The sequence below is a fragment of the Algirhabdus cladophorae genome, assembly GCF_044772865.1.
Taxonomy (GTDB): domain Bacteria; phylum Pseudomonadota; class Alphaproteobacteria; order Rhodobacterales; family Rhodobacteraceae; genus Algirhabdus; species Algirhabdus cladophorae.
In genome coordinates this window covers 1,418,404-1,443,363 of the sequence record NZ_CP173029.1, presented here as the reverse complement: position 1 = coordinate 1,443,363, position 24,960 = coordinate 1,418,404, and the positions used below count along the sequence as shown (strand labels likewise).

Sequence of the window (24,960 nt, the reverse complement as noted above, 5' to 3'; positions counted from 1 at the left end):
AGATGAGCCTTACAGAAGATCTTGCAGACGAACTGGCGCTCAAAGCTTTGGCCGCAGCTGAAAAAGAAGATTCAACACAAGTTGTTGATCAGATTGCAGAAATTTTGGGGGCCAGCTCGCAAACACTGCAAGAGGCCTTTTTGACAGCTGTACGCGTGCGTCGTGCAGAAGCACGGGCGCGCAGCGTTCTTGCCCAGCATGGTATCACTTAAGCCTGATCCATAAGGGGATCTTGGCTGTTGGCAGCGTCATCAGCTTAGGCCGCATACATTAGATCCTAGGCGCGAAGCAGAATTTCGGGGGGCTCGCCTTCCGAAACCACAGCATGGGTTTCTTCATCAAAATGGTTTGAGTCCGAGGCCTGCTGAGGCAGATTGAACCGGTTGATTAACTCACGCAATTCAAACGCAGTGGCCGCAAGGTCTGGCACCATTTGGGTTACCACGGAAAGATCTTCCATGCCCTTGGCATTGATGCGGTTTACGTCACCGACGGCACAATTCATCTGCGTAAGATCCTGTGCCTGCATGGACGTCTGCGCGTAAATCTTTTCGATTAAAGCGCGTGCATCAGAAGAGGCATCGACGATCCCACTCAGAGACTGGCCCGTTTCAGCCACCAGTTTGACCCCCTCAGACACATGCACCGTACTGCTTTTGATCAAGGAATTCACGTTGCTGGCCGCAGTGGCAGTGTTTTGAGCAAGAATGCGGACCTCAGAGGCCACAACAGAAAACCCGCGTCCACTTTCACCAGCGCGTGCAGCTTCCACAGCGGCGTTCAGGGCCAACATGTTTGTTTGGAACGCAATGTCTTCGATGACAGTGATAATTTTGGATATTTCCGAAGACGAACGTTCAATTTTCTGCATAGCTTCAATGGCTTGGGTAACAACGTCCCCGCCTTGTTGGGCTGTATTTTGGGCCGACTTGGCCTTTTCAACTGCCGTCTGTGCATCTTCAACAGTGGTCTGAGCTGAGGCCACAAGATGCTCCACCGTATGGGTAGATTGTTTTATCTTGGTGTCGTTTTGTGCTGAGACATTCGTCAATGAGTGCGTGGCTTGTTCCAACTCCGAGGAATTGCTGTGCAAATCTCCCGCCGCATCAGTGGTTTTTTCCAGGACCGCTTTGAGACGATCCACAACATAATTGAAATCATTGCCAAGGTCCTGGAACTCGGCACTTAGCTCGTCTTCAATTTTGCAATCCAAATTGTCTTTTGCAAGTTTTGCCAAGCCTGACCGAAGACTCGACACTCCGATGATCAATTGTTGCGCTGCCTTGTCGGCCTCTGCTTGCGCTTTTTGTGAGGTCATGGCGGCCTCCAAGGCCTTGGATTTTTCACTTTCAACTTGCTGGCTGAGTTTTTGGCGATGCAGCACTGCCAAGATAAGGGTGGCCGTCTCCAAAATTACAATGAGCCCGTGAAATACCGTGCGTTCAACTGCCGCGATCGTTTCAAAGCCCGGGTAGACAAGGCTGGGCATGACAATCGACAGCACCAAATGATGCCCTGCAATCATTGCCGCTGCCATGACAAGCGTCGCTATATTGCTCTGGGTGGCGATAATCGCCACTGAGGCAAAAAACAGCATATGACTGTCCAGCTGCCACGCATGACCTGTAAATGCGGCGGTAAACAAGATACAAAATCCGACCAAACTGGCCGCTGTCACATAGACTTTAAACCGGCCCAACAGAACAGCCGAGACGCAAAAAGCCACTACCAAAGCACCAGAGCCGAGTGCGAATGGAACCACCGGCAATCCGGTCAAAAAGGCCGCCAGGACCGGCAGTGGCGCCAAAAGGAAACACAGTGTTTGCGCCAACCCGTTTTGCACGTCGGTAATTACTCTACGATATACCAGATCTAGATTAGACTGAGGCATCAGTTACTCCGCAAATTTGGGCGAGCGCCGCGCCATCCAAGACCAGCCAAGCACCCTTCATTTTCAAGTCGGTTGCATAAGTTTCGGATCGCATCACCGACCAAACCGCTAATCGAGTGGCTTGCGGCGATAGGAAGCTGCCTTGCGCAGCTTCGACCACTTTTGTCGCGGCAATACCCCAAGGTTTTGCCACGACAACAATCGGTTTGCCTAGTTTCGGTTCCGCCACCAAGATCAACGCAACGGGCGCTGCCGCAAAACTAACAGTAAAAACAACAAGTAAACATAAAAATCGCACGGTCGCGGTCCTCTTCAGGACCCCTTCTCGGGCAACAAAATTGATATTTGGTTATCTCCCTCCACGCAAAAACGACCTTTTTATTCAAATTGTTTGCATACAGTCGCATGCTTTCTTTCCAGACCATTCCCGCCTTGCTAAGACAAAGGCAGCAGACATCCGAACGGAGGCCCTTCCCCATGTCAAAAATCAAGGTCGAAAACCCAATTGTCGAATTAGACGGTGATGAAATGACCCGCATTATGTGGGATTTTATCAAGCAAAAACTGATCCTGCCCTATTTGGACATTGATCTGAAATATTATGACCTTGGCATGGAAGTCCGGGATGAGACAGACGATCAGATCACCATCGATGCGGCCGAAGCCATCAAAAAGTACGGCGTTGGCGTCAAATGTGCGACGATCACCCCTGACGAGCAGCGTGTCGAAGAGTTTGGTCTCAAAAAGATGTGGCGCTCGCCCAATGGGACAATTCGCAATATCTTGGGCGGCGTTGTGTTTCGCGCGCCGATCATTTGCAAAAACGTGCCCCGTCTTGTGCCGGGTTGGACCGATCCGATTGTGATCGGGCGGCACGCGTTTGGGGACCAATACAAAGCCACTGATTTTCTGATGCCGGGCCCCGGCAAACTGACGATGAAATTCGTGGGCGAAGACGGAACAGTGATCGAAAAGGAGGTTTTTGATAGCCCTGCTGCCGGCGTTGCGATGGGCATGTATAACCTCGACGAGTCCATCATCGATTTCGCTCGCGCCTCTTTCAATTACGGCCTAAACATCGGCTGGCCCGTTTATCTGTCGACCAAAAACACCATCCTCAAGGCCTATGACGGCCGGTTCAAGGATATCTTCCAAGAAATCTACGAAGCCGAATTTGAGGAGCAGTTCAAAGAAGCTGGCCTTTATTATCAACACCGATTGATTGACGATATGGTGGCCTCGGCAATGAAATGGTCCGGCAAATTTGTCTGGGCCTGCAAAAACTATGATGGCGACGTGCAATCCGACACTGTGGCCCAAGGGTTCGGCTCGCTTGGGCTGATGACCTCGCAATTGATGACGCCAGACGGCAAAATCGTCGAAGCGGAGGCGGCCCACGGCACTGTCACACGTCACTACCGGCAACATCAAAAAGGTGAAGCAACCTCGACCAATTCTATTGCCTCGATTTATGCTTGGACCGGCGGGTTGAAACACCGCGCCAAGCTGGACGACAATGCGGAATTGATGGGATTTGCCAACACGTTGGAGCGGGTCATCGTGGAAACCGTGGAAAGCGGATCCATGACCAAAGATCTGGCACTTTTGGTGGGTCCAAACCAAAGTTGGCTGACCACGGAAGGGTTTCTTGAGAAAATCGATGAAAACCTGAACGCCGCAATGTAGCGCAAGCTGCCTAAAATCATCGCAACTAGAAGGCCTGCCCCCAAAGGACGGGCTTTTTTTCATGAAAACCCAACAGCAAGGCTGGAAAAGACAGCAAGACTGACCTAACTGCACCACATGGCGCAGACAACACCCCTTTCCGTTCACCACACCCCGCTGGAAGACGTCCAAGGCATCGGCCTTGGCGTGGGGCTCTGTGCTATTGGTGTAACGCTTTTGACCCAAGCAGGTTTGATTACAGGCCAAACAGCTGGCTTTGCAGTCATTATCAGTTATCTGACCGGCCTGAATTTTGGCTTAGTTTTCTTTGTGATCAACCTTCCATTTTATGTGCTCGCTTGGCGGGTCTTGGGATGTAGCTTTACCGTGAAATCTCTTGCCGCAGTGACGCTTTTGTCCGTGCTCAGTGCTGCCCTGCCCCAAGGGTTGGTCTTTGACTACGTTCACCCGGCCGTGGGGGCTGTCTGTGCCGGCGCTATCATCGGCATGGGGTTGCTTGCCATGTTCCGTCACAATGGATCACTGGGTGGGTTTGGAGTACTCGCCTTGTTGATACAGTCCAAAACCGGATTTAAAGCGGGCTATGTACAACTGATCGTTGATGCTCTTTTGTTCGGTTTTGCGTTTTTCTTGCTCGATACGAGTTTGATCATTTGGTCTTTGCTCGGCGCGATTGTATTGAACATGGTGATCACCTTTAACCACCGCACAGACCGGTACATCGCAAGGTAAGCCTATGCCCAAACACGTAATTTTCCTGATACTTGCCGTCATGGCGGAAACCATTGGCACCACAGCGCTGCAAGCCAGCCAGCAATTTACAAAATTTTGGCCCTCGGTTTTGGTGGTTGGGGCCTATGCAATATCATTTTATTTGCTTTCTTTGACACTCAAATTCATGCCAGTTGGCATTATGTATGCGATCTGGTCAGGCCTTGGGATTGTGTTGATCGCAGGCATTGCGTGGATCGTTTATGGTCAAAAACTGGATCTATGGGCGATCCTTGGCATGGGAATGATCCTGTCAGGCATCTTGATCATCCATTTGTTTTCTTCAACTGCGACACATTAAGGGCTAGCCTTTCGCGCCTGCCCACGTTAGTTGGCGCCAAATCCTCCTTAAAAGGCTCGTAATTATGGACCTGCGTAATATCGCAATCATTGCACACGTTGACCACGGCAAGACAACTTTGGTCGACGAATTGCTCAAACAATCCGGCTCGTTTCGCGAAAACCAAGCAGTGGCTGAACGCGCTATGGACAGCAACGATCTGGAACGTGAACGCGGGATCACAATCCTTGCCAAAGCCACGTCGGTGGAATGGAAAGGCACACGGATCAATATTGTAGACACCCCCGGTCACGCCGATTTCGGTGGTGAGGTCGAGCGGATCCTGTCCATGGTTGACGGTGTTGTTTTGCTGGTGGATGCCGCAGAAGGCCCCATGCCCCAAACCAAATTCGTCACGTCCAAAGCCTTGGCTTTGGGCCTGCGCCCCATTGTGGTGCTGAACAAAGTCGACAAACAGGACGCAGAACCTGACCGGGCATTGGACGAATGCTTTGATCTTTTTGCCAACTTGGGCGCCAGCGACGAACAGTTGGACTTCCCGTCAATGTATGCCTCGGGCCGTTCTGGCTGGGCCGATATGGAATTGGACGGTCCCCGTAAGGATCTTACAGCGCTGTTGGATCTGGTGCTGGATCACGTCCCTGCCCCGAAACAAATTGCGTCACGTGCCGAGCCGTTCCGGATGCTGGCCACCACATTGGGTTCTGACCCTTTCATTGGTCGCCTTCTGACAGGTCGTGTTGAAAGCGGCACGTTGAAAGCTGGCGAAACTGTCAAAGCGCTGTCGATGGATGGTACTAAGATTGAACAGTTCCGTTGCACCAAAATTCTGGCGTTTCGCGGCCTGACCCAAACGCCTATCGATGCAGCCGAAGCGGGTGATATTGTCTCGCTGGCAGGTATGGCAAAGGCCACCGTGGCCGACACAATTTGCAGTGTCGATGTGGACGAAGCCATTCCCGCCCAGCCTATCGATCCGCCCACGATTACTGTAACTTTTGGGATCAACGACAGCCCACTGGCCGGTCGTGATGGCAAAAAAGTGCAGTCCCGTGTGATCCGCGAACGCCTGATGAAAGAAGCCGAATCCAACGTGGCTATCCAAGTCACCGACACGCCTGGCGGCGACGCCTTCGAAGTGGCAGGCCGTGGCGAATTGCAAATGGGTGTTTTGATCGAAAACATGCGCCGCGAGGGGTTTGAGCTGTCCATCTCGCGCCCACAGGTTCTGTTTCAAACCATCGACGGCCAGCGCATGGAGCCGATCGAAGAAGTCACTATCGATGTGGATGACGAATATTCGGGGTCCGTTATCGAAAAAATCACCGGTGCCCGCAAAGGCGATCTGGTTGAGATGAAACAAGCGGGCGCTGGCAAAACCCGCATCATCGCCCACGTCCCAGCCCGTGGTTTGATCGGATATCATGGTGAATTCCTGACCGATACGCGCGGTACTGGCGTGATGAACCGCGTGTTCCACGACTGGGCCCCACACAAGGGCCATATCCCAGGGCGCCGTGCAGGCGTTCTGATTTCTATGGAAAACGGCGTGTCTGTAGCCTATGCGATCTTCAATCTTGAGGACCGCGGTAAGTTCTTTATCGGCTCCCAAGAAAATGTGTACCAAGGCATGGTCATCGGCGAACACAGCCGCGAGAACGACTTGGAAGTGAACCCGTTGAAGGGCAAAAAACTGACCAACGTGCGGGCATCGGGCACCGATGAAGCCGTTCGTTTGACAACGCCCGTGCGTTTGTCACTGGAAGAAGCCATCGCCTATATCGATGACGACGAATTGGTCGAAGTCACGCCAAATGCCATTCGTATGCGCAAGCGGCACTTGGATCCGCACGAACGCAAACGGGCCTCACGTTCGGCTTAAATAAATAAAGCCGCCCCTGCGAGGGCGGCTTTTTGCCTTCGGCGAGAGTATTTTTTGAAAAAAGAAACTTAAGTTTCTTCTAGGATCATAAGATCGCGCTCTGAGGCACCTTTGGCAAAGCCGAGCGCCTCTTGATAGGCCTCAGAATAGTAGCAATCGTGGGCGGCTTGCAGACTGGGAAAGCGTGCAACCACATTGCGTTTGCGGTCCTGACCCTCCAGAATTTCATAGCGGCCTGCGCGGGACATAAATTCGCCACCATGGCTTTCGATCGCACCCGTGGCGAGGGCTGCGTATTTTGCGTAGCGCTCTTCATCTGTGACATGAACATGAGCGATCCAAAGAGCTTTGGGCATAACTGCTATCCTTCCAATATGGCTTTGGCCGCGGCAATTGCCGCCACGGCGTTACTTGCATTTGCACCGCCGCCTTGGGCCATATCAGGACGGCCACCACCGCCTTTGCCACCCAGTTCAGCAACGGCAGCTTTCACCAGATCCACGGCGGAAACGCGATCTGTAAGATCGGAACTGACCCCAGCGGCAACCGCTGCTTTGTCACCTGTATCAGCAATCAAAAGCACCGCGGCAGACCCCAGTCGCGCCTTGTGTTCATCGATCAGGGCCGGCAAATCACGCCCAGTGACCCCCGAAAGGGTTTGTGCAAAGAACGCAACCTCGCCCACTGTTTCCGCCTCGGCTGGTGCAGCCCCGCCACCACCGGCCATAGCCAGTTCGCGACGCAGTTGGGCCACTTCATTGGTGAGCGATTTACGCTCGTCCATCAATGCTTTGACCCGGTCCGGCACATCTGCTGCGGGCGCTTTAAGGGCCAAGGCCGTCTGGGCAAGGGTCTGATCCTGTTGGGAAAGATACTCAAACGCCGCCTGTCCTGTCAGGGCCTCAATCCGACGCACACCGGCACTAGACGCGCTATCACCAAGGGTTACAAACAACCCAATATCACCCGTTTGACGCACATGAGTGCCGCCGCACAGTTCCAAAGAATATGTGTCGCCCTGTATACCTTTGCCTGATCCAGCCAAGGTGCCCATAGACACAACACGCACTTCGTCACCGTATTTTTCACCAAACAAGGCCTGCGCCCCAAGGCCACGGGCATCATCCGGGGTCATGATCCGCGTCTCAACCACAGCATTTTGACGGATATAAGCGTTCACATCCCGTTCAACCTGTTGCAACTGTTCCACCGTCACTGCGGCGTTATGGGAAAAGTCGAACCGCAGGCGATCCTCGGCATTCAGCGAGCCGCGCTGCGCCACGTGATCGCCCAAAGCCACTCGCAAGGCCTCATGCAGCAAATGCGTGGCCGAGTGATTGGCGCGGATAGCCGAGCGGCGCAGGTGAGAAACAGTCAGTTCAGCCGCCTGCCCGTTGCGCACCTCGCCTTGTGTAACCGTTCCGATGTGGACAAAAATACCGGCCACTTTGCGCGTGTCCGTGACATCGACCACTCCGGTCTCTGTCTTGATCTGGCCCGTGTCCCCAACTTGACCGCCGCTTTCGGCATAAAACGGGGTTTGGTTCAAAGCGATTTGAACGTCATCCCCCTCTTTTGCCTCGATCAGACTAATGGTCTTTTGGACAATCGCCAAAACCTGACCTTCAGCAACTTCTGTGTCATACCCTAAAAAGTCTGTCGGCCCATTGGCATCAGCCACATCAAACCAAACGGTCGCATCGGCCGTCTCGCCGGATCCTGACCACGCAGCCCGGGCTTTGGCCTTTTGATCCGCCATGGCCGCATCAAAGCCATCGGTGTCAACCGAACGGCCCTTTTCGCGCAGCGCATCTTGCGTCAGATCCAAAGGAAATCCGTAGGTGTCGTAAAGCTTGAACGCTGCGGCACCAGACAAATCAGCGCCCTCGTCCAATCCCTGCAATTCATCATCCAGCAGCTTTAGACCGCGATCCAGCGTTGTTTTAAAACGCTTTTCTTCTTGCTCAAGGGTTTGTTGAATAAGCGCCTGCGCCTGACCCAATTCTGGATAAGCAGCCCCCATTTTCGACACAAGGGCCGGGACCAACTTGTGCATCATCGGATCCTTGACGCCCAAAAGATGCGCATGGCGCATGGCGCGGCGCATGATCCTGCGCAACACATAGCCGCGGCCATCGTTTGACGGCAACACGCCATCAGCGATCAAAAAAGATGTCGAGCGCAGGTGGTCCGCGATCACGCGGTGATGTGTTTTGCCCGGACCATCTGGATCCGACGAACTGACATTCGCCGAGGCCTCGATCAGGCTGCGCATCAGGTCCGTGGCATAGTTATCGTTTGTGCCCTGCAACAGCGCCGCGACCCGTTCGATGCCCATACCAGTATCAATCGATTGGTTTGGCAAATCGCGGCGTGTACCGTCCTCGAACTGCTCGTATTGCATGAAAACGAGGTTCCAGATTTCGACGAAACGGTCGCCGTCTTCCTCGGGCGAACCGGGAGGGCCACCCCAAATGTGATCGCCATGATCATAGAAAATTTCGGTGCAAGGCCCGCAAGGCCCCGTGGCCCCCATGGACCAAAAATTGTCATCTGTTGCGATGCGAATGATCCGGTCGTCGCTCAGACCCGCAACCTTCTTCCAAATATTCGCGGCCTCATCATCCGTATGATAGACCGTTACCACCAGTTTATCCGCGGGAATACCCAGTTCTTTGGTGATCAGTTCCCACGCGAACGGGATGGCCTCGGATTTGAAGTAATCACCAAAGCTGAAATTGCCCATCATCTCGAAAAACGTGTGGTGCCGCGCGGTGTAGCCCACGTTGTCCAGATCATTGTGCTTGCCCCCAGCCCGCACACATTTTTGCGCCGTTGTCGCACGGGTGTAGTCGCGCTTTTCCACGCCAGTGAACAAGTTCTTGAACTGCACCATGCCCGAGTTGGCAAACATCAAAGTTGGATCGTTGCGCGGAACCAAGGGGCTGGATTGCACAACCTCATGATCTTGCTTTGCAAAATAGTTCAGGAAGGTCGAGCGGATGTCGTTAACAGTCTGCATGGGATGCGCGCTTTTCTAGTGGATCAAGTAAGGTTTTATGTACCCCTAGCGCTGCGCAGGGTCCAGCATAGAAAAAGCCGGCCCACGTGCGTAGGACCGGCTTTCAAAATTTTCTTTGGATGCGATTAGCCTTCGATCAGAGGCTCATCATCCGAATCTTTGGCCTCTTTCGTCTCTTCGGCGGGCATTTCAAAATCCAGACCATGGGCTGCGCGAATTTTGTCCTCGATCTCGAGGGCCATACGCGTGTTTTCCTTCAAAAAGGTCTTGGCATTCTCGCGCCCCTGCCCGATCCGTTCATCACCATAACTGAACCACGCACCAGACTTGTCAACGACGCCAGCTTTAGCACCCAGATCCAGAAGTTCACCCATCTTCGAGATCCCCTCGCCGTACATGATGTCGAACTCGACCTGCTTGAACGGTGGGGCCACTTTGTTTTTTACGACTTTGACGCGCGTCGCGTTGCCCACAACCTCATCACGGTCTTTGAGGGCGCCAATGCGGCGAATATCCAAGCGCACGGAAGAATAGAATTTCAACGCATTGCCGCCTGTTGTGGTCTCGGGCGAGCCGAACATAACGCCAATTTTCATCCGGATCTGGTTGATAAAGATCACTATGCAGTTCGAGCGCGCAATCGATCCTGTCAGCTTGCGCATGGCTTGCGACATCAAACGGGCATGCACGCCAACACTGCTGTCGCCCATGTCACCTTCCAGTTCCGATTTAGGCGTAAGGGCGGCCACCGAGTCCACTACGATCATGCTAACTGCGCCGGAGCGCACCAAAGTATCGGTGATCTCAAGGGCCTGTTCGCCGGTGTCAGGCTGCGAAATAAGCAATTCATCCAGATCAACACCCAGTTTGCGGGCATATTGAGGGTCAAGCGCGTGCTCGGCATCGATAAACGCAACAACGCCACCTTTTTTCTGCTCCTCGGCGGCACAATGCAGCGTCAGAGTTGTTTTGCCTGAGCTTTCAGGACCGTAAATCTCGACGATCCGGCCCTTTGGCAATCCGCCAATTCCAAGCGCAATATCCAACCCCAACGAGCCAGTGGATGTCGCTTCAATTTCCTGGATGGCGTTCTCGTCACCCAGTTTCATAATCGAGCCTTTGCCAAACTGACGTTCAATTTGGGCCAACGCGCTGTCGAGCGCCTTTTGTTTATCGCCGCTTTTCTTATCCATGTTCAAAAGATCTGCCATTGCCATTGTTTTGTTCCTTATTCCATACCCTGTGAGGGACAGCAATTACTGCTTTGTTCTTGCCTTGTTCTTATTTTCGTTATGAGATCAAAACAGGAACATTTCAAGTTAAATTTGAACGACCGAAAATTTTCCAGGCTGATGAAGCTGATTCCGACGCTGTGTCTAGGCTGGCCTAAACGCGGTTAAGCAAATGTAAAAATCCGGCGTTTTTGCCACCAATGCTGAGGTAAATTTTACACTCAAGGTTAAATTTTAACGCTCTGGGCGTAGCTTAGCCGAAGGAATTGATCAAATCCCGTGAACAGTGTGACTGGTATTTCTAGCCCGCGTCGCAGATACTCTGCCAAGAAACGAGGTGCCCGAGATGATGATTTTTACTGGCCCAAAGCTGGCTTTTCTCAGTCAGTCCAAAACTGGCAGCAGTGCCTATCAGGCGGCTTTGGGTGCGAAGGCGGATATTGTCATCACCAATCCGACCACCCTGAAACACGCAACGATTCAGCGTTTTGATCGGTTTTTGAAACCGATGCTGGCCGTGGGTGGCGTCAGTGATGTTGAAACCTTGGGCGTTATTCGCGAACCCATTTCTTGGCTGGGCAGTTGGTATCGGTATCGGTCCCGACCGTTTTTGGATGGGCACGCAAATTCGACTAAGGACGTCAGCTTTGATCAATTTGTGACGGACTATATGGCAGAGGATCGCCCGTCTTACGCAAATGTGGGATCACAATACCGGTTTTTGTTTGCGCCAAATGGCAAACATTCCGTTGATCACGTATTTCGCTACGAAAATCAGGAAGGGTTAATTGACTTCTTAGAGACGCGTTTGGACTTGGCGCTTGATTTGCCGCGGGTCAATGTATCGCCAGTGATGAGCCTTGAGTTAGATCCTAAAATAGAATCCAAACTGCGCCGAAAACTTTCAGATGACTTTGATCTTTGGGATCGGTTGGACGCGGGCGCCTAGGACATTTGTTCCTGAACGACATTTGTCAGATCATTCAACGAAAACGGTTTGGGCAGGAACACTGAATTGGGGATGCGCATTTGGTCGTCCTCAAATCGTTCCTCGGCATAGCCAGATACAAACACCACTTTGACATCCGGCCGCGCTTCGCGGGCTTGTTTAACCCAGCTTGGGCCATCCATCCCCGGCATAACAACATCGGTCACAAAGAGATCCACAGCAAGGGATCCGTCTTCCAACGTTTTGAGCGCCTCTTCTGCATTTTCGGCTTCAAGTACAGTGTAGCCTCGCATCCTGAGGGCGCGACTGGCAAAGGCCCGAACCGGGGCTTCGTCCTCGACCAACAACACCACACCTTCACCCGCCGGTGCGTTTGCAATCTCCAAGGGGGCCGTAGATTTGGGCGGTGATACGGTCGCCACCCCCGAATACACAGGGAAATAGAGCGAGAACGTGGTGCCAACCCCCACAATACTATCAGCAAAAATAAATCCACCGGTTTGTTTCACGATCCCATAAGCGGTCGAAAGGCCAAGGCCAGTACCCTCACCCACCCGCTTGGTCGTAAAGAACGGTTCAAAGATTTTTGCCAGCTTGTCCTTCGGGATACCAGTACCCTGATCGATAACTTCGATGCACGCGTAGTTGCCCGGTAAAAGTTCAGCCCGGTCACGTTTGAACGGCTCTGTTAAGGTTCGCGACGTGGTTTCGATCCGAATTTCGCCACCATCTGGCATGGCATCGCGCGCATTGACCACCAGATTCATGATCACCTGTTCCAACTGCCGTTTATCAGCTTTAATCGCCCCAAGGCCGGGATCATGAGACCAAGACAGGCTTAGCTGTTCGCCCACCAAGCGGTTTAGCAAATGGGTCAGATCCGACAGCGTCTCGCGCAGATCCAACACCTCAGGCCGTAGATTTTGTTTCCGCGAAAAGGCCAGTAACTGGCCAACAAGACTGGCCGCACGGTTTGCGTTTTGATGGATCTGCACAAGATCCTCATGATCGCTGTCGCCTTGGTCATGGCGCAGCAACAGCAAATCACAATGCCCCGAAATGGCGGTCAGCAAGTTATTGAAATCATGGGCAACACCACCAGCAAGCTGCCCGATAGCCTGCATTTTCTGGCTTTGGACGAACTGTGCTTCCAGGGTCTTGAGTTCAGTCGCATCGTTAAGAACGGCAATAATCTGGGTGCTGCTTTCTGCACCCAACCGCGAAAGAGAGACCTGTAAAAACTTCTCGGCCTTGGTGTTGCGCGCCTTAAGAACCTCGGATTGGCCTTGGGTGCCACGCTGGGCCGTTTCGCGAATCCAATCAGTAATAGAGCGCCCCAAGCCTTCGATAAGGTCGGTAAAGACCATATCGCCGCTGATATTTGTCTCAAGGAGACTGCGCGCCTGACGATTTGCTGAAATGATGGACCCTTCGGGATGAAGCCGCAGCAAAGCGACAGGGATTTCATCAAAGAAGTCCAATTCGCCCGCGTTAGCCTCGCCCGCGCTATGACCATATTCATCGGGGACTAGATAGACTTCCTGACGCCCACCGCCGCCTTCAATACAGACCACACAAGCGCGCACTTTGCTGTCGACGCAGGACACTTCGTGCACAGATCCAGACCGCAACGGCAAATCCGTGAACACCCGATCCAAGGTTTTCACACGACTGCCAATCAAACGCCGAAACGCCTCGTTCATGAACAATATTGTGCCGCTTTTGCTGGCGGTCAGCATTGGAATCGATAAGGCATCTGCACTGCGTTGGGACGGGTTGACTGTCAAAATGGGCTCAAAATGCCAACTATAGAGGTCAGTATAGAGACAACAGCACGTCAGGCGCGTCGGGCCATCGTGTGTGGTGACTTCATCCGTTGCAGAACCCAGCGCCTGCGCCTTGGATTGCAGGCGGAACATAATTTCTGACGGGTTGGCCAGCACACCGTTCAACATTGTTGCAAAGCGACTGCTGTCGGCCTCTTTGAACCCTGTTTTTCCCGCCGGATTAAGATACTGGATTCGGCCCGATCGATCACACACAAAGCGCATACCTGGATCGGATTCCCACATATCGCGCGCCGACGATATAAATCCTTCATGTCGCTGTTTTTCCATCGAGGCATATCGCAGCGCCAGACCAGCAAGACACAAAAACGTCGCCCCGACAGAAAATACAATGACCTGAGCCGTCAAAACCGAAAGCCAATAGGCCCCCACACACATGACGAGCCCCAAAAACAGCATTCCAAACGCCGCAGGCTTGATCCTGTTGAGTAGACTTGTGATCTGGAAACGGGCGGTAGATTCGCGCACTCAGGCCTGCCTTCCTATTGACCCCTCACAGCTATCTTAAAATGTCTTAAACTTCTCTTAACTACCATTCAGAGTACTAAAGATTTCTGGAGATTCCACATAAAGTTGTGTCGCCCACGCTTCAATCGCGCTGTAGGATTGTCAGGAAAAATCCATCCCCACTGCCGGATGGCAGCCAAGAAGCCCTAGAAACCGCCTTGAAGTCCTTGTTTTTCTTCAAAAATACTTCGATCACTCCAGAATTCTCCACCTCAAGCACCGAACAGGTCGCGTAAGCTAACTGTCCCCCCGCGGCCACATGTTGCGCGGCTTGGATCAATACCTCAGATTGTAATTCGGTCAATTCAGTCAAAGCCTCCGGCGTCAATCGCGTCTTTGCCTGCGGGCTACGCCGCCACGTGCCCGACCCGGAACACGGCGCATCAACCAACACCACATCAAACGGGGCGCGCGCGGCCAGATCCTGTTGAACGACGACATCAATCGTGGCGCCCGCACGCGCGGCACGGGCCGGGATATCCGTCATACGCGCCGCAGAGACATCACTGGCCACCACTTTGACATTTGGTATCGCTGCCATGGCCAACGATTTGCCACCGCCACCTGCACAAAAGTCCAAGACGCGCTGGCCTGCGCGCAGCGGTAGGTTTAGAACCATTGCCTGACTTGAGGCATCCTGAAGTTCAACCAAACCGGATGTAAAAGCCGCAGTGTTTCGCACCCCACGCACGTTTTGATCCAATTGAACAGCGGTCGGCACTGCCTCTAGTGCCTGCCCCAAAATACCATCCTGCTGTAGCGCAGCGATGGCTTGTGGAACCGAGGCCTTGGCTGAATTCACCCGCAAAAATACTGGTGCCCGCTGACGCTGAATGCGGCAAATGTCATGTGCTACTTGCTGCCCCAGATCCTGCGTCATCTGCTCAACCAGCCAATCGGGCATATCCAACGCGGCTTCAGGCGGCATGGTTTGCAAATCAGGCAGCGCCGCCGCGACCGTGGCCTCAACCGGATCAGGTGCATGGCCTTGCCCGTGAAAAGTCTGATCAAGCGGGGTATCTTTCAATCGCATCTGCCCAATCATTAAGGATCGTCCGTCAGTGCCCCCACCAGCAAAGGCCGAGGACCGATATTGGCGCAACACATCAAAGACGTGATCCCGAATGGCAGCACGATCCTTAGATCCAGCAAACCTGTTACCTCGCGCCCAACGCGTCAGGACGGCTTCAACCGGCGCATCATCTGCGAGCGCATCCAGAATTTCGATTGCTGCCGCAACCCGTGCACCCGGTGTCATATCAAATATCCTTAGATTAACTTCACCTTTAAGAAGTCTGATAAATCACATTATTCTATAGTTTGGGCTTTCACGCGTGATCTGAACATCATGCACATGGCTTTCCTTCAGACCCGCACCTGTGATTTTCACAAACTTACAGTTTTGGCGCATTTGGTCCACCGTCGCGCAGCCCGTGTAGCCCATCGCCGCACGCAATCCGCCAACCAATTGATGCACGACAGCCCCAGCAGATCCTTTATAGGGCACCTGGCCTTCGATGCCTTCCGGCACCAGTTTGTCGCTGGCGGCATCCTTTTGGAAATAGCGATCCGCAGAGCCGCGCGCCATCGCGCCCAAAGACCCCATACCGCGATAAGATTTGAACGAGCGGCCTTGATACAAGATCACTTCACCGGGGCTTTCGTCCGTCCCTGCAATCATGCTACCAACCATGGCACAAGATGCACCTGCGGCAATCGCCTTGGCAAAATCGCCCGAAAACTTAATGCCGCCATCTGCGATCACCGGGGTATTGCTGTCGCGAGCGGCATCCGCGCAATCGCTAATTGCAGTCAGCTGCGGTACACCGACCCCGGCCACCATACGCGTGGTGCAAATCGATCCCGGACCAATACCTACCTTGATGGCGTCCGCACCTGCATCGATCAAGGCGCGTGTCGCCTCACCTGTCGCGACGTTGCCAGCCACAACCTGCACTTCATTAGAGAGGGTTTTGGCGCGGCGCACGGCCTCAGACACACCTTCAGAATGCCCATGGGCCGTATCAATCACGACCAGATCGACCCCTGCATCGACCAATGCCTCAGTGCGTTCAAAGCCTGCGTCCCCAACGGTCGAGGCCGCCGCCACACGCAAGCGGCCCAACTGGTCTTTACAGGCCTGTGGGTTCAACACGGCCTGTTCGCTGTCTTTAAGGGTCAAAAGCCCCGTTAACTTACTTTGTGCATCTACAACCAACAGTTTTTCAATGCGGCGGGCCTGCATCATACTGCGCGCCTCGGACAGATCCGCAGGCTCTTGCAACATCGCCAAATTATCCGAAGTCATCATCACCGAAACAGGGGTCTTATCATCCGAGGCAAAGCGCATATCGCGATTTGTGACGATCCCCACTACACGGCCCTCTTCGTTGACCACTGGGAATCCCGTGACACGGTAGCGTTCTTGTAACGCCTTGGCGTCGGCAAGAGTTTGATCCGCTTTCAACGTGATCGGGTTATAGACGATCCCGCTTTCAAAGCGTTTCACGCGCCGGATTTGCGCCGCTTGCTCCAGCACATCCAAATTGCGGTGCACCACGCCCAAACCACCGGCCTGCGCCATTGCAATCGCCATGCGAGCCTCTGTCACTGTGTCCATTGCGGAGCTCAGCAATGGGATATTCATTGCGATTGATTTGGTCACATGCGTGCGCAGATCCGCATCACTGGGCAACACCGAACTGGCGGCCGGAACCAACAAAACATCATCAAAGGTAAGTGCCTCGCGAATTTCCATGCAACATCTCCTGGAAAGCGTCGTTTGACGATTGCCTATCGCACGGATGCCAGATCGACGAAACCCCTATTTCGCGGTCTGTCCCCTTGCATACGCGATATTTTGCGGCAATCTGGACCAAACACTTTAAAGGACGCTTACATGAGCAGCCATGGTTATGACGCCGGTCGACTGAACCTGCCCTTTGTGGGCATCGCAACTTTCGCCAAAAAGCCCTATGTGGCCAATTGGAATAGTATTGATGCAGATGTGGCGATCCTAGGGGCGCCTTTCGATTTTGGCACCCAGTTTCGATCGGGTGCGCGGTTTGGACCGCGCGGCGTGCGCGAGGCCTCGACCCTATTTAGCTTTGGTCATGCGGGCGCCTATGACCACGAGGATGACGCGACTTATCTGGGCGCAGATGTGCGGATGGTCGACATCGGCGACGCAGACATCATCCACACCGATACCCTCAAAAGCCACGCCAATATCGAAGCCGGCGTGCGCGCCATTCTTGCCGCAGGGGCCCTGCCCGTGACCATTGGCGGCGACCATTCTATCAATATCCCCTGCATCAATGCCTTTGATGATCAGGGCGACTTTCACATCCTTCAAATTGATGCCCATTTGGATTTTGTCGATGAACGCCACGGCGTGCGATATGGCCATGGCAACCCCATGCGTCGCGCCGCAGAAAAACCCTATGTCACGGGCCTCAGCCAAGTGGGTATCCGCAACGTCAGTTCAACGGCCAAAGAAGGCTACGATGACGCACGGGCCATGGGCAGCCAGATTATCAGTGTCAGACAAGCCCGCGCCATGGGGCGCACGGGTGTGGCCGCAACGATTCCACAGGGCTCCCCGGTCTATATCACCATCGACATTGATGCGTTTTGCCCATCTATCGCACCGGGAACCGGTACACCGTCACATGGCGGTTTTTTGTACTATGATGTGCTAGAGATTTTACAATCCGTGGCCCAGAAGCACCAGATTATCGGCATCGATCTGGTCGAAGTGGCCCCGGATTATGATCCCACCGGATCTACCAGCATTTTGGCGGCACAGGTGCTGCTGAACCTTCTGGGCTTTATCTTTCACGCGAAAGACTAGCAAAAATGCCCCAGCGCCTTTCCCCCACGTGGCGCTTGGCGCTGATCGTTTTGACCCTGATCGCAGCCACGGCGATCTACATTGTCAGTTTCGATTTGTTCAAACGCTCCGAGGTGGCACGGGCTTCAGCAAGGCTGACCCTATATGAAAGCAGCTTGACCGCGGCCTTGGATCAATACCAACACCTGCCATTAATTTTAACGCAAGACAGTCATGTTCAGGCAGGCGCATTGGGCCGCGATCTGAACAGTCTAAACAAGCGGCTGAAGGCTTTTGCGCAGGCATCCGACGTTGATGCCATCTACCTGATGCAACCGGACGGCCTGACGATTGCTGCGTCAAACTACGACCAAACCCCAACGTTCTTAGGCAAATCCTACGCATTTCGCCCGTATTTCCAAGCCGCTCTGAACGGCGCGTCGGGCCAGTTTTTTGCTATTGGCGTAACCACATTGAAACCAGGGTATTTTTTGTCCGGGCCTGTGCACGATGATCAAGGCACGGTGCGTGGCGTCATCGCTGTGAAGGTTGATCTTAGCCCACTGGCGCAGACTTGGGGGCAAACGGGGGAGGATATTTTCGTGTCAAACGCAGATGGCGTTGTGGTTTTGGCCTCGGATCCTACGTGGCGTTATCGCACGCTTGTCCCCCTGTCGCCGGAAAACCGCGCCCGGATCGAAGCCGGGCGTCAGTTTGCGCGTGAGGCCCTCGAGCCACTGCAATGGCGCGCACAAGATACGTCCGCATGGCTCGGCGACACCAGCTTTGTACATCTGTCGCAATCGGTCGGGCCACTTACATGGCAGGTGCATTACCTCACCCCAAAGGCCGCACTGCGCAAAAATGCGGTCTTTGTCACTTTGGGGTTTCTGGCACTGCTGGCGGTGCTCACTGGAATCTGGTTGCAGCGGCGCGGGCGTCGTGTGCGGGCCGCATTGATCGCCTCGCAAGAGGATCGCCGCAAGCTGAGCCGTACCAATCAAGCGCTTGCCCAAGAGATCGACACACGACGTGCCGCAGAACTGCGACTGGAAAAGGCCCAAGACGATCTGGAACGCGCCTCGAAACTTGCAGCCTTGGGGCAATTGTCCGCGTCGGTAACACATGAATTAGGCCAACCTCTTTCGGCAATGAAAACCTATCTCACGGCGGCTGAACTCCAAGCCTCACCCAACCTCGGGCTGCTGACCAAACTGGGTGGATTGGTGCAGCGTATGGAACAGATCACGACACAACTGCGATTTTTCGCCAAACCCTCGGCCACACCGTTTGAGATCGTTGATCTACGCGATGTTTGGCATAGCGCCCACGAGCTGGTGCGCCACGACATCAAAGCTGCGAAAATTCACCTCACCCAGGATCTACCGGGCTCGGCAGTCTGCGTGGAAGGTAACCGTCTGCGCCTTGAACAAGTGGTGGTTAATCTGCTGAAAAACGCCGTTCTTTCAATTGCCGAGTCACAGCGCCAGCCACGCACCATCGGTGTTACACTAGGTCCCGACGCTACTTTGGTGATCCGCGATTCAGGGTTAGGATTGCAGGGTAAATCATTGAAACAGCTACAAGAACCGTTTGAGACGACCAGATCCTCCGGTACTGGAATGGGATTGGGGCTGGCTATTTCTGCAGGCATCGTGGCAGAACACAACGGCGTTCTAACAGCGCGTGATCTAGGCCAAGGCGCTGAATTTTCAGTGTCCCTGCCTACGACCCACACCGATGTATCCGCCGCGCAAACGGCGGCCCAATAGGCCCTAACCAAATGCCCTCACCCCAAGATTTTCATGCCTTTGTCATTGATGACGACGCCGAAATCCGCGCGTCGCTGTGTGAATTATTGGAAACCGTTGGGTGGACGGTCAGCCGGTTTGCCTTGGCCCGCGAGGCCCTGAAGGCGATCAAGTCTAACCCACCGGATGCGATGGTGTTGGACGTGCAAATGCCCGGCATGTCTGGTTTGGAATTGCTGGCAGAACTGCGCGCAGTAGAGGCCCCACCGGTGATTTTGATATCGGCCCATGGGGATATCCCAATGGCTGTGCAAGCCATGCAGGAAGGCGCATACACGTTCCTTGAAAAACCCTATGATCCGCGGCGTTTGCTGTCAGCTCTGACCCACGCTGCCGAACAACACCGCCTGCGCCAGTCCGCCACGCGCTTGCAAAGCCGTTTGGCCAGCCTGTCGGGATTGGACGCGCTGCTGCTTGGGCAAACCCAGCAAATCGACATGCTGCGCAAAACAATCGCGGATGTGGCCCAAACCGATGTGCCAGTATTGATCCAAGGCGAAACCGGCGTGGGCAAGGATCTGGTGGCCACAGCCCTGCATCGCGCCTCGACCCGCAGTGAGGTGCCGATGGTGACGCTAAACTGTGCCACACTTACACCGGATCGGGCCAATGAGCTGTTCTTTGATCCCAGTGAAGGATCCCTGATCCACAAAGCCAAGGGCGGGACACTGTTTTTGGACGAGGTCGCCGCCTGCCCTGTGGATGTACAACCCATGTTGCTGCGCTTGATCGAAGCAGGTGATACAGGGGGCCACGACCCTGCTGATGTGCGGTTTGTCAGTGCCACCAATCAAAATCTGGACACCGCTTTGGCCACGGGTCACATGCGGCAGGATCTTTACTATCGTTTGAACTTGATCGAAGTGAATGTGCCGCCATTGCGCGACCGGAAGGATGACATCATCCTGCTCTTTGAACATTTCTGCGCTGATTATGCCGCCGCCCATAAGGCTATGCGCCCGCATCTGACCCAAGACGATATCGCCGCGCTTTTGGCTTTTGAGTGGCCCGGCAACGTGCGCCAGTTGCGCGGAGTGGCCCTGCGCCACGTGTTGCAGGGGCAACGCAACGGCCCTCTGCCCGTGGCCCTGTCCATCGATCCCTCCACGGACGAAGCGCCACAGACCCCACACACATTGCGCCAAGCCGTGGCTGCGTTCGAGCGCGAAATGATCGCACGCGCACTGCGTGACACTGATGGAAATATGGACGATGTGGCGCAAACTCTTGGGATCGGGCGCCGGACCTTGAACGAAAAGATCGTCAAACTGGGCCTCTAGTCCGCGCATCCCAAAGGGCCAAGGGGCCTGCGGATTTCCGCAAGGCAGCCCCGCCCACCTCTGCAGTTTTCCTCAATGGACAGAGACAGGCCAGATGCCTAGGCTAACCCCATATGAAAGGTCACTCATTCTGGGAGGAAACTATGACCAAGTATCTCAAGGGCTGCGCCGTTGCAGCCATTTCAATCGCATTTGCAGGTGAAGCCCTGGCCACGGAGTGGAACGTGTCGCTTTGGGGCAAACGTCGCGCGTTCACCGAGCATGTTGAAAAACTGGCTGAACTGGTGTCGGAAAAAACCAATGGCGAGTTCACATTGAACATCTCCTACGGTGGTTTGTCCAAGAACCGTGAGAACCTCGATGGCATTTCCATCGGCGCGTTCGAAATGGCGCAATTCTGCGCAGGCTATCACCGCGATAAGAACCCATCGATCACGGTTCTGGAACTGCCATTCTTGGGTGTCTCCAGCTTGGAAGAAGAACGTAAGATCTCGATGGCTGTATATGGCCACCCAGCCGTTCAGGCCGATCTGGCCCGTTGGAACGCTACACTTTTGATGCCGTCGCCATTGCCACAATACAACATCGTTGGTGTTGGTGATGCGCCAATGACGCTGGCCGATTACGAAGGTCTGGCTGTGCGCGCAACTGGCGGCATCGGCAAAGCTATGGAAGCCGTGAATGCGGTGCCAACATCCATGTCTGCCACCGAAGTCCGTCAGGCGCTGGACAGCGGCGTGGTCAAGGCCGTGGCCTTTGCACCGCATGCACACATGTCATTTGGCACAGTGGAATCCGGTGCGTGGTGGACCACAAACCTGAACCCCGGCACCGTGAACTGCCCAGTTGTAGCAAACACTGATGCCCTGGCGGACCTGTCTGACGCCCACCGCGAGGCCCTGTTGGGATCCATCGACGAAAGCCTGGATCACTACATCGACACCTATAACGGTGCGACAATGGCCAAATGGGGTCCAACCCTTGAAGAAAAAGGCATCAAGTCGATCACCTATGATGACGCAGAACTGGCCGCTTTCCGCGAGGCGGTGGCTGGCCCGGCGGCAGCTTCTTGGGTGGCTGACAACACAGCCAAAGGACTGCCAGCTCAAGAACTGCTGGACATAGTCACTGGCATGGTTGGCTCGGGCAGCTAAGCCTATACCCTTTCGCACCTCGCCTTTGCGGGCGGGGTGCCCCCCCTCTTTTCACGACCTTTAAACCGGAGGCACCCCATGGCGGGCACCGCTTCGGTCATAACAGATGGCACACGTCTTAGCCGTCTGGACCAATCCTTGCATAGACTTGAACTGTTTTTGGCGCTGCTCAGCGGCTTTGCTGTGTTTTCGCTGATGATCCTCGCTGTGTTTTCCGTGGGTGGGCGCAATTTCTTTGGCACACCTCTACCTGGCTACATCGACTGGATTGAACAGTTGATGCCTGTGATTGCCTTCATGGGCGTCGCCTACACCCAACGCAACGGTGGCCATATCCGCATGGACATTCTGGTGGGCCAACTGCGCGGACGCGCCTTATGGACGGCCGAATTCATCACCACATTTGCTATGCTGATCCTTATGATCCTGTTGGTTTGGGGCAGTTGGGCGCATTTCGCCCGCAGTTTTGACTTTGCAGCGCCAATGTGGAGCCGCGACAGTTCCATGGACATCGCAATCCCACTCTGGCCCGCCAAATTGCTGGCCCCTGTCGCCTTTGGCGTGCTGTGTGTTCGCCTATGCCTGCAATTGGTGTGCTACGGACGCGCGATCAAATCGGGCACTGACAAACCCATCGGTGTGCCGCTGATTGAAAGTGCTGCTGAACAAGCCGCTCGCGAAGCGCAAACCGTATCCGGGGGGCAAGACTGATGGAACCTATTGATATCGGCCTGATCGTCTCGGGCGGTTTGCTTGTGATGGTCATCCTTGGCATGCGTGTGGCCTTTGCAGCGGGTCTTGCTGGCATGGTCGGCCTGATCTGGATCTTCTGGGCCAAAAAGAACTACGGTCTGGACGACTTTGGTTGGGCCGTCACCGTGGCCACCAAAACCGCAGGCCAAGTGCCACATTCCAAGGTCAGTGCGCAGGCCCTGTCCCTGATCCCCACTTTCATCCTGATCGGTTATCTGGCCTATTACGCAGGTCTGACCAAAGCCCTGTTTGATGCGGCCAAGAAATGGGTCGGCTGGTTGCCGGGCGGTTTGGCCGTCTCGACCGTGTTTGCGACGGCAGGCTTTGCGGCCGTGTCCGGCGCGTCTGTGGCCACCTCCGCCGTGTTCGCGCGCATTGCCATCCCCGAAATGCTAAAACTGGGCTACGATAAACGCTTTGCAGCAGGGGTTGTGGCCGCAGGCGGTACACTGGCCAGCCTAATTCCACCTTCGGCGATCCTCGTGATATACGCGATCATCGTGGAACAAGACGTGGGCAAACTGCTGCTAGCAGGCTTTATTCCCGGCGCGTTCTCGGCCCTTGTTTATGGTGCGTTGATCGTGGGTCTTGCGATCATGTGGAAACAGCTTGGACCGCCTGTCAAAGGCTTCACATGGGGTGAACGGTTCTCTTCCCTCCTGCCCGCTTTCCCGATCTTTTTCGTGGTCATCATCATCTTGTTCTTTGTCTACAACCCAATCCCCGAGACGCTGACCATCGCAGGCTTCACCTTCAACACCATCATCGGTGGCGACGCATGGGGCACACCCACAGAGGGCGGCGCGTTGGGCGCATTCGTGGTGTTCCTCATGGCCCTCAAACAAGGCATGCGCTGGAACGAGTTGAAATCCGCCTTGCTGGAAACCGCAAAACTGGCCGTGATGATCTTTACCATCATCTGGGGCGTGCTGATCTACGTGCGTTTCCTTGGTTTTGCAGACCTGCCCGGCGCGTTTTCCGACTGGATCACGTCGCTTGAGCAAAACCCGTGGATGACGCTGGTGATGATCCTGCTGGCCTATGCGGTTTTGGGGATGTTTATGGATGCCATCGGCATGCTTCTGCTGACCCTGCCCGTGGTCTATCCCGCTGTGATGGCCCTGAACGGGGGCGAGTTTGTTGCAGCCGCCGACAGTACCTTTGGCATGTCAGGCCCAATGTGTGCGATCTGGTTTGGGATATTGGTGGTCAAAATGGCGGAGTTCTGTCTGATCACGCCGCCCATTGGCCTCAACTGCTTTGTGGTAGCTGGCGTGCGTGATGACCTGAGTGTGCAAGACGTGTTCAAAGGCGTGACACCGTTCTTCATCGCCGATGCGATCACCATCGCATTGCTGGTGGCCTTCCCCGGCATCGTGTTGTGGCTGCCAAGTCTGGTCTAAACGTTCTTCTTTGCGAAAATATCGTCGCCAAAGTCAAAGCCCCGCTGTTTCAGTGGGGCTTTCCATAGCTGACTAAATTATCCACCTACGTGCTATTCTAAACAGTGTTTCAAAAAAGCGCGCCCCGCTTCGGTACTGCCATTTGAACTTACGCTGTCTGCTAATCGTAGTGTTCCAGCTTGAACTCCAACCTGAATTGGGTTGGTGGCAGAAATAAGTTCAGAAGCGAAAATCCGCAAAGAATGCGGAGTAAACACTCGAACTGCGCTGTAAGTATCGTTCCAAGGACCCAATTCTGCGTCGGCTTCAATCAAACTTCCATCTGCTCTTAGAAAAAGGAATTTTGCAGGTTCATAATCTGATGCTGCCACTTGTCCTTTGATCAAGAACGCAAAGAACGGCGGTCCGTTTGAACCGCAAACCATAAAATAAGGCCGAGCCTTTCCCCCAAAACTGGTAATTTCAACGTTTACATTACCAAAAACATCTTCGTCGGAAATTTGAATATTCCAAAAAGCGGAAGCAACGCTGGGAAACCAGCATATTGCGAAGATTATAAATGACAAAATTCTCATTTTTACCCCTGAAGCAATACCACCTCATCGTCTTTATTTCAGCTCAGTTATTTTGTCGCAAACC

21 protein-coding genes are annotated in these 24,960 nt (G+C 54.2%); 12 read left to right on the top strand and 9 right to left on the bottom strand.

Going from position 1 to position 24,960, the window contains the following annotated elements; genetic code table 11:
* Positions 1 to 2: 2 nt before the first annotated feature.
* Positions 3 to 212: a hypothetical protein gene (locus ACIRQ6_RS06995; protein WP_420863413.1), complete on the top strand. Its 210-nt coding sequence runs from the start codon at positions 3 to 5 to the stop codon at positions 210 to 212.
* Positions 213 to 277: 65 nt separating this feature from the next.
* Here the strand turns inward: ACIRQ6_RS06995 and ACIRQ6_RS06990 are convergent, their stop codons facing one another.
* Positions 278 to 1,891, bottom strand: coding sequence for a methyl-accepting chemotaxis protein (locus tag ACIRQ6_RS06990; protein ID WP_420863412.1), 1,614 nt, complete (start codon positions 1,889 to 1,891; stop codon positions 278 to 280).
* A complete protein-coding gene (locus tag ACIRQ6_RS06985; RefSeq protein WP_420863411.1) occupies positions 1,878 to 2,189 on the bottom strand; it encodes a hypothetical protein in 312 nt (103 codons plus the stop codon). The genes ACIRQ6_RS06990 and ACIRQ6_RS06985 overlap by 14 nt, the downstream gene beginning before the upstream one ends.
* 179 nt (positions 2,190 to 2,368) lie before the next feature.
* Between ACIRQ6_RS06985 and ACIRQ6_RS06980 the strand changes: the two genes are divergently transcribed.
* The 4 genes from ACIRQ6_RS06980 (at position 2,369) to typA (ending at position 6,531) form a co-directional block, all read left to right on the top strand.
* Positions 2,369 to 3,577 carry an NADP-dependent isocitrate dehydrogenase gene (locus ACIRQ6_RS06980; protein WP_420863410.1) on the top strand — a complete coding sequence of 403 codons (1,209 nt, stop codon included), beginning with the start codon at positions 2,369 to 2,371 and terminating at the stop codon, positions 3,575 to 3,577.
* Positions 3,578 to 3,694: 117 nt separating this feature from the next.
* Complete coding sequence (locus ACIRQ6_RS06975) at positions 3,695 to 4,309, top strand: YitT family protein (protein ID WP_420863409.1); 615 nt, start codon at positions 3,695 to 3,697, stop codon at positions 4,307 to 4,309.
* A 4-nt stretch (positions 4,310 to 4,313) separates the two neighbouring features.
* On the top strand, positions 4,314 to 4,649 hold the full coding sequence (locus ACIRQ6_RS06970) for a DMT family transporter (RefSeq protein ID WP_420863408.1): 336 nt from the start codon (positions 4,314 to 4,316) through the stop codon (positions 4,647 to 4,649).
* Positions 4,650 to 4,713: 64 nt separating this feature from the next.
* Positions 4,714 to 6,531 carry a translational GTPase TypA gene (gene typA, locus ACIRQ6_RS06965; RefSeq protein ID WP_420863407.1) on the top strand — a complete coding sequence of 606 codons (1,818 nt, stop codon included), beginning with the start codon at positions 4,714 to 4,716 and terminating at the stop codon, positions 6,529 to 6,531.
* Positions 6,532 to 6,599: 68 nt separating this feature from the next.
* On the opposite strand, the gene ACIRQ6_RS06960 is transcribed toward typA, so the two are convergent.
* From ACIRQ6_RS06960 to recA, 3 genes are all read right to left on the bottom strand, one after another.
* Positions 6,600 to 6,887: a DUF1330 domain-containing protein gene (locus tag ACIRQ6_RS06960; RefSeq protein ID WP_420863406.1), complete on the bottom strand. Its 288-nt coding sequence runs from the start codon at positions 6,885 to 6,887 to the stop codon at positions 6,600 to 6,602.
* Positions 6,888 to 6,892: 5 nt separating this feature from the next.
* Complete coding sequence (gene alaS / locus ACIRQ6_RS06955) at positions 6,893 to 9,553, bottom strand: alanine--tRNA ligase (RefSeq protein ID WP_420863405.1); 2,661 nt, start codon at positions 9,551 to 9,553, stop codon at positions 6,893 to 6,895.
* 125 nt (positions 9,554 to 9,678) lie between these two features.
* Positions 9,679 to 10,770 (bottom strand): recombinase RecA, encoded by a 1,092-nt coding sequence (gene recA / locus ACIRQ6_RS06950; RefSeq protein WP_420863404.1) that lies wholly within the window; start codon positions 10,768 to 10,770, stop codon positions 9,679 to 9,681.
* Between the two features lie 361 nt (positions 10,771 to 11,131).
* On the opposite strand from recA, the gene ACIRQ6_RS06945 reads away from it, so the two are divergent.
* Positions 11,132 to 11,734, top strand: a complete 603-nt coding sequence (locus tag ACIRQ6_RS06945) for a gamma-glutamyl kinase (protein WP_420863403.1) — start codon at positions 11,132 to 11,134, stop codon at positions 11,732 to 11,734.
* Here ACIRQ6_RS06945 and ACIRQ6_RS06940 read toward each other — a convergent pair.
* The 3 genes from ACIRQ6_RS06940 to guaB form a co-directional block, all read right to left on the bottom strand.
* A complete protein-coding gene (locus ACIRQ6_RS06940; protein ID WP_420863874.1) occupies positions 11,731 to 13,959 on the bottom strand; it encodes an ATP-binding protein in 2,229 nt (742 codons plus the stop codon). The genes ACIRQ6_RS06945 and ACIRQ6_RS06940 overlap by 4 nt on opposite strands.
* A gap of 211 nt (positions 13,960 to 14,170) precedes the next feature.
* Positions 14,171 to 15,346 (bottom strand): RsmB/NOP family class I SAM-dependent RNA methyltransferase, encoded by a 1,176-nt coding sequence (locus ACIRQ6_RS06935; RefSeq protein WP_420863402.1) that lies wholly within the window; start codon positions 15,344 to 15,346, stop codon positions 14,171 to 14,173.
* A gap of 45 nt (positions 15,347 to 15,391) precedes the next feature.
* On the bottom strand, positions 15,392 to 16,846 hold the full coding sequence (gene guaB, locus ACIRQ6_RS06930) for an IMP dehydrogenase (protein ID WP_420863401.1): 1,455 nt from the start codon (positions 16,844 to 16,846) through the stop codon (positions 15,392 to 15,394).
* Positions 16,847 to 16,987: 141 nt separating this feature from the next.
* On the opposite strand from guaB, the gene speB reads away from it, so the two are divergent.
* The 6 genes from speB to ACIRQ6_RS06900 all read left to right on the top strand — a co-directional run bounded on the left by speB (position 16,988) and on the right by ACIRQ6_RS06900 (position 24,321).
* The gene (gene speB, locus ACIRQ6_RS06925; RefSeq protein ID WP_420863400.1) at positions 16,988 to 17,941 is read left to right on the top strand and encodes an agmatinase; all 954 of its coding nucleotides are present in this window, start codon (positions 16,988 to 16,990) and stop codon (positions 17,939 to 17,941) included.
* 5 nt (positions 17,942 to 17,946) lie between these two features.
* Positions 17,947 to 19,692 carry a sensor histidine kinase gene (locus tag ACIRQ6_RS06920; RefSeq protein ID WP_420863399.1) on the top strand — a complete coding sequence of 582 codons (1,746 nt, stop codon included), beginning with the start codon at positions 17,947 to 17,949 and terminating at the stop codon, positions 19,690 to 19,692.
* Between the two features lie 11 nt (positions 19,693 to 19,703).
* A complete protein-coding gene (locus tag ACIRQ6_RS06915; RefSeq protein ID WP_420863398.1) occupies positions 19,704 to 21,011 on the top strand; it encodes a sigma-54-dependent transcriptional regulator in 1,308 nt (435 codons plus the stop codon).
* Positions 21,012 to 21,154: 143 nt separating this feature from the next.
* Positions 21,155 to 22,165 carry a C4-dicarboxylate TRAP transporter substrate-binding protein gene (locus tag ACIRQ6_RS06910; protein WP_420863397.1) on the top strand — a complete coding sequence of 337 codons (1,011 nt, stop codon included), beginning with the start codon at positions 21,155 to 21,157 and terminating at the stop codon, positions 22,163 to 22,165.
* A 78-nt stretch (positions 22,166 to 22,243) separates the two neighbouring features.
* Positions 22,244 to 22,876, top strand: a complete 633-nt coding sequence (locus tag ACIRQ6_RS06905) for a TRAP transporter small permease subunit (protein WP_420863396.1) — start codon at positions 22,244 to 22,246, stop codon at positions 22,874 to 22,876.
* Positions 22,876 to 24,321, top strand: coding sequence for a TRAP transporter large permease (locus ACIRQ6_RS06900; RefSeq protein WP_420863395.1), 1,446 nt, complete (start codon positions 22,876 to 22,878; stop codon positions 24,319 to 24,321). The genes ACIRQ6_RS06905 and ACIRQ6_RS06900 overlap by 1 nt, the downstream gene beginning before the upstream one ends.
* A 92-nt stretch (positions 24,322 to 24,413) precedes the next feature.
* Here ACIRQ6_RS06900 and ACIRQ6_RS06895 read toward each other — a convergent pair whose 3' ends face one another.
* Positions 24,414 to 24,896, bottom strand: coding sequence for a hypothetical protein (locus ACIRQ6_RS06895; RefSeq protein ID WP_420863394.1), 483 nt, complete (start codon positions 24,894 to 24,896; stop codon positions 24,414 to 24,416).
* Positions 24,897 to 24,960 lie beyond the last annotated feature (64 nt).